Origin of the sequence: Acidovorax sp., from assembly GCF_046339755.1 — a bacterium.
Classification (GTDB): domain Bacteria; phylum Pseudomonadota; class Gammaproteobacteria; order Burkholderiales; family Burkholderiaceae_C; genus Acidovorax.
Window position 1 is genome coordinate 1 of the sequence record NZ_JBKDTZ010000196.1, and the last position, 5,039, is coordinate 5,039.

Consider the following 5,039-nt stretch of genomic DNA (forward strand, 5'->3'; position numbering starts at 1 on the left):
AGCGCAGGAGCTGGGGTGGGCGTGTGTGCCGAAGGACACACACGCTTCGTTGTCTAGCTCGTCGCTGCTGTTTGAGCGGAGTTCGAAGAACGAAGCGAGTTCAGCGACGCCACCCCAGTTCCGAGCACCGCAGGTTGCCCGTAGCGAAGCGAAGGGACGCAGACTGGGGGCCGCCTTCTCTTTGGTGACTTTCTCTTGGCGGCCCAAGAGAAAGTTACTGCGCCGCCGGGCGCACATCCCGGCTCCCGCACTCAAAACAGGCAAACAGCAACCATCGACCATAGACCATCGACCAAAAAACATAGTGCAGTTTTTCTACGCCATGCCCCAAATTTAATCGATTGCCGCCCCCAGCGCGCATAGCCACAATCTGCAAGACATCTGCTGACCTTTGCACGCTGCTACCACCCGTGCGTATAGGAGCCCAAGCGCCGTCGGCACCCTCCAAATCCAGAGCCTCTCCATTCCCATGCCCGAACGCAGCACACAACCACAACCACCAGCCAGCGCCCCACCCGCCAACCCCTGGCTCCTCGTCGCGGTAGCCGCCGCCATCCTCATGGTCACCATGGGCTCGCGCCAGTCGCTGGGTTTGTTCCTCTCGCCCATCAACACCCACACTGGCCTGGGTGTGGCCAGCATCAGCTTTGCCATGGCCATCGCGCAGCTCGTCTGGGGCGCGGTGCAACCCGTCTTCGGTGCCGTGGCCGACCGCTGGGGGCCCGGCCGCGTCATCGTGCTCGGGGCCGTGCTGCTGGCGGCGGGCTCGGCACTCACCACCCAGGTCACCAGCCAGTTCGGGCTCATCTTCGCCATCGGCCTGCTCAGCGCGGCGGGCGCCGGGGCGGGCAGTTTTTCCATTCTCATCGGCGCCACGGCACAGCGCATTCCGGCCGAGCGCCGCTCGTTTGCCGGCGGCGTGATCAACGCCGGCGGCAGCGCCGGGCAGTTTGTCTTTGCGCCGCTCAACCAGGCCATCATGTCCGCCTTCGGCTGGATGAGCGCCATGTGGACCATGGCCGTGCTCGCCCTCACCACCGCCCCCATGGCCTGGTGGCTGCGTGGCAGCGACCGCAAGGCCCAGGCACAGGCCAGCGCAGGCAGCGCCAGCATGACGCTGCGCCAGCAGCTGCGCGTGGCCCTGCGCGACCGCAGCTACTGGTGCCTGCACGCGGGCTTTTTTACCTGCGGCTTCCACATCGCCTTCCTGGTCACGCACATGCCCGGCGAGGTGGCGCTGTGCGGCCTGAGCCCCAACGTCGCCGCCACGTCGCTGGCCATCATCGGCCTGGCCAACGTGGCTGGCAGCCTGGCCGCTGGCGCCCTGGGCTCACGCGTGCGCATGAAGATGATTTTGTTCTGGATGTACGCCTCGCGCGCCGTGGCCGTGCTGCTGTACCTGGCCGCGCCCAAGGACGCGTGGACCTTCTACGCCTTCGCCGCCGTGCTCGGCGCCACCTGGCTGGCTACCGTGCCGCCCACCGCGGGGCTCACCGCCAAGCTCTTCGGCACCCGCTACCTGGCCACGCTGTTCGGCCTGACCCTGCTGAGCCACCAGATCGGCGGCTTCTTCGGCGCCTGGCTGGGTGGCCTCACGGTGGTCAACACCGGCGCCTACACCTGGATGTGGTGGGCCGATGCCGCGCTGGCCCTGGCCGCGGCGCTGGTGAACCTGCCGATCAAGGAGGCGCGGGTGGTGCCCCGGGCCGCTGCGGCCTGAGCCCTACACCCCCAACTTCCCCAACAACCCCACCGCCCGGTACGGCACCTCCTTCACCCCCTCCAGCAAAAATACCGTGGAGCGCGAATGCTGCGTGCGCAGCGGGATCAGCGGCGCATACGCGTCCGATTCGTACCAGGCCCGCGCCTGCTCCATGCTGGGGAAGCGGATCACCACGCAGTCCCCGCCGAAGGCGCCCTCGCGCAGCTCCGGGCGCGTGCCGTGCACCAGGAACTCACCGCCATAGGGCTCCAGAGTGGCGTCGATGCGCTGCAGGTAGCTGACGATGTCGGGGCCGAACTGCAGGTCTTCGAGCAGGCCGATGGCGTAGGCGGACATGGTGGATCTCCTTGGATGAACAAAACAACCGTGGTGTGCGCCGCGGGCACCGTGTGCGCCCGAAGCAGCTGTCGGGGTCCACTGTAGAAGCTGCCCTGCTGCGCGTCGATTACCTGGCAGGTCATGGTTCCTGCGAGACAGGGCGCCATCGGCGGTCCCCTTGCCGCCGGCCGAACGCCATCCGGGGTTACATTCGGGTGCACGGGCAATCCTGCCCCTTTTCCACAACCGACCCACTACCGAGGAGTGATGCCGAGATGACCGCCGCCCAGCCAGCGCAAGCGCCACAGCCCGCCCAGCCCACCACCCACCACCAGGCCGCCACCGCCTGCCTGAACGCCTGGCTGGCGGCCCTGGCCGCCGACATCCAGCACGAAAGCAACCGCCCCAACCCCGACACTGCCAAGATGGAGCGCCTGGTCGCCGAGCGCAGCAAGCTGTTCCAGGAGCGCACCGCGCTGGAAGCCAACGACAAGGCCGCCGTCGCCCGCGTCGTCGCCGACTACGCCGCCGCACTGCAGTCGCGCAAGCTCAAGGTCTGACCTCCTGAGCCCCCCGGGGTCCGCGATGACCGCGATGCTGACCCGGCCCCCCGTGCCCGCACTGCGCCCCTTCGTGCGCCTGCTGTGGGCCGGGTTCACGCCGCCGTCGCCCGCGGCCAGCGCCGTGCGCGAGCATGTGCTGCCCACCGGCTGCATGCACCTGGCCCTGCGCTGGGCGGGCCCGCCGCTGCACCTGTTCCACGGCCCGCACGACGCTGTCGGCTACTTCCCCGGCGATGCCGTGGTCGGCGGGGCCCGGGCCAGCTACTACGCCAAGGAGGCTGGCGCGCCCGGCTGGTCGGTGGGCGCACAGTTCGAGCCCGGTGCAGCCGGCGCGCTGCTGCGCACCAGCGCCCAGGACCTGGCCGAGCGCCACACCCCGCTGGCCGACCTGTGCGGCTCCAGCGCCATCGCATTGCAGCACCGGCTGCAGGAGCAGCCGGGCCCTGCAGCCTGCCTGCAGGTGCTGGAGGCCTGGCTGCTCGCGCGCATCGCCGCCCAGGTGCGCGGCCTGCACCCGGGCGTGGCGGCCGCGCTGGCCCGCCTGCACGGCGGTGCCCCGGTGCAGCAGGCCGTGCAGGCCAGCGGGCTCAGCCACCGGCACCTCATCGCGCAGTTCCGCGATGCCACCGGACTGGCACCCAAGCAGCATGCCCGTGTCTTGCGGCTGCAAGCGGCGCTGGCCGGGCTGCAAGCGCCTGGTGTGCCCGCAGCCGGCATTGCCGCCGACGCCGGCTTTTCAGACCAGGCGCATTTCACACGCGAGTTCCACACCCTCACCGGCGTCACGCCCACCGCCTGGCTGCGCGCCGCGCCCGCACAGCGCAACCATGTGCGCGTGGGTTGAGAGAGCACGTCTGCCGCAGGGTCACTTTTCTTCAAGACACGTGGGGTCGCCGGGCCTACAGTGCTCCTGAACGTCCAACCCCAGGAGATGCCCCATGGTCCATGAACTCTACCCGTACCTGCACGTCGCCGACGCCGCGGCAGCCATCCGCTTCTACCAGGAAGCCTTCGGCGCGCGCGAGCTGTTCCGTCTGACCGAACCGCCCACCGGCCGGCTCGGCCATGCCGAACTCGACTTTGGCGGCACCACACTGATGCTGAGCGACGAGTACCCCGAGATGGGCATCCAAGGCCCACGCCCCGGCGCGCCCACCTGCGTGTCGCTGCACCTGCATGTGGACGATGCCGACGCCGTGATCGCCCGGGACCTGGCGCTGGGCGCCACGCTGGAGCGGCCGGCACAGGACGAGTTCTATGGCGAGCGCGGGGGCGTGGTGCGCGACCCCTTCGGCCACCGCTGGAACATCGGCCACTCCATCGAGAAAGTCACGCCCGAAGAGATGCAGCGCCGCTACGACGCGCTGATGGCGCAGGGCAGTTGATCCGACAGGGACTCACGCCTGCACCACCCCGCGCAGCTCCACACGCACCTGCAGCCCGCGCAAGCCGCCGCTCTTGCCCAGCGCCAGCCGCCCCCCATAGGCCTGGGCGATCTGGCCCGCAATGGCCAGGCCCAGCCCACTGCCCTGCACCGTTTCGTCAAAGCGCAGTCCGCGCTGGCCGGCGGCCTGCAGCTGCGCGGGCGTCATGCCCGGGCCGTCGTCTTCCACCTGCAGCACCAGGGCCGCCGCCTCGGCGCCCTGCCCGGCCACCTGTCCTGACGCCTGCACGCCCAGGGACAGGCGCACCTCCGATGCCGCCCACTTGCCTGCGTTGTCCAGCAGATTGCCCAGAACCTCCTCCAGGTCGGCGCGCTCGCCGCGCCAGTGCAGCGGGCCGGCCGGGGCCTGGTCGTCCAGGCCCCAGGCCAGTTCCTGCGCCGCGTGCAGGCGCTGCATCATCTGCAGCACCTGGCCTGCGCATTCGCGCACATCCACCGCCGGGCCGGCAGCGCCGGGATGGGCCAGCAGCGCATCGCTCATGGTGCGCGCCTGGTAGCGGTCCACCAGCTGGGCCATGGCGGCCACCTGGCGCTGCACCTCGGCAGCGGGCACCAGGGCCTGTGCGCTGGCCTGGGCGCTGAGCAGGGCCAGGGGCTTCTTGAGGGCGTGGTTCAGGTCGGCGGCATGCGCGCGGGCGCGTGCCACCACATGGGCGTTGTGCGCCAGCAGGCCGGCCAGCTCGGCCTGCAGGGGCTGCAGGTCGCGCCCGGTGGGGGCGGCCAGGTGCTGCGCCACATCGGCGCCCGGGCCCTGGGGCGCGCGCAGGGCCGCCAGCAGCGCCTCCAGCCGGCGCAGCGGCGCCAGGCCAACGCGCACCTGCAGCCAGGCCAGGGCGCCGGCCAGGGCCATCAGCGCCAGGGCGGCCAGTACCAGGGTGCGGTCGATCTGGCGCATGCTGTCCTGCAGCTGCGCGGCCGGGCCATAGACCACCAGCGTGGCCTCGGCCACGGGCGGCCCGATCTGCACGGCGCTGGCGTAGGCCAGCAGGGG

General features: G+C 70.6%; 6 protein-coding genes. 4 read left to right on the forward strand and 2 right to left on the reverse strand.

What is annotated here, in order from left to right:
- Positions 1-469: 469 nt before the first annotated feature.
- On the forward strand, positions 470-1,720 hold the full coding sequence (locus ACK59X_RS16075) for an MFS transporter (RefSeq protein ID WP_409958717.1): 1,251 nt from the start codon (positions 470-472) through the stop codon (positions 1,718-1,720).
- Positions 1,721-1,723: 3 nt separating this feature from the next.
- On the opposite strand, the gene ACK59X_RS16080 is transcribed toward ACK59X_RS16075, so the two are convergent.
- On the reverse strand, positions 1,724-2,059 hold the full coding sequence (locus ACK59X_RS16080) for a DUF1330 domain-containing protein (protein ID WP_409958719.1): 336 nt from the start codon (positions 2,057-2,059) through the stop codon (positions 1,724-1,726).
- 257 nt (positions 2,060-2,316) lie between these two features.
- Here ACK59X_RS16080 and ACK59X_RS16085 point away from each other — a divergent pair, with 257 nt between their 5' ends.
- The 3 genes from ACK59X_RS16085 to ACK59X_RS16095 all read left to right on the forward strand — a co-directional run bounded on the left by ACK59X_RS16085 (position 2,317) and on the right by ACK59X_RS16095 (position 3,989).
- A complete protein-coding gene (locus ACK59X_RS16085) occupies positions 2,317-2,601 on the forward strand; it encodes a hypothetical protein (protein WP_409958721.1) in 285 nt (94 codons plus the stop codon).
- A gap of 25 nt (positions 2,602-2,626) precedes the next feature.
- Positions 2,627-3,448, forward strand: coding sequence for a helix-turn-helix domain-containing protein (locus ACK59X_RS16090; protein ID WP_409958723.1), 822 nt, complete (start codon positions 2,627-2,629; stop codon positions 3,446-3,448).
- A 94-nt stretch (positions 3,449-3,542) separates the two neighbouring features.
- Positions 3,543-3,989 (forward strand): VOC family protein, encoded by a 447-nt coding sequence (locus tag ACK59X_RS16095; protein ID WP_409958725.1) that lies wholly within the window; start codon positions 3,543-3,545, stop codon positions 3,987-3,989.
- A gap of 12 nt (positions 3,990-4,001) precedes the next feature.
- Here the strand turns inward: ACK59X_RS16095 and ACK59X_RS16100 are convergent.
- Positions 4,002-5,039, reverse strand: a 1,038-nt coding sequence (locus ACK59X_RS16100) for an ATP-binding protein (RefSeq protein ID WP_409958727.1), incomplete at its 5' end; no start/stop codon positions are given.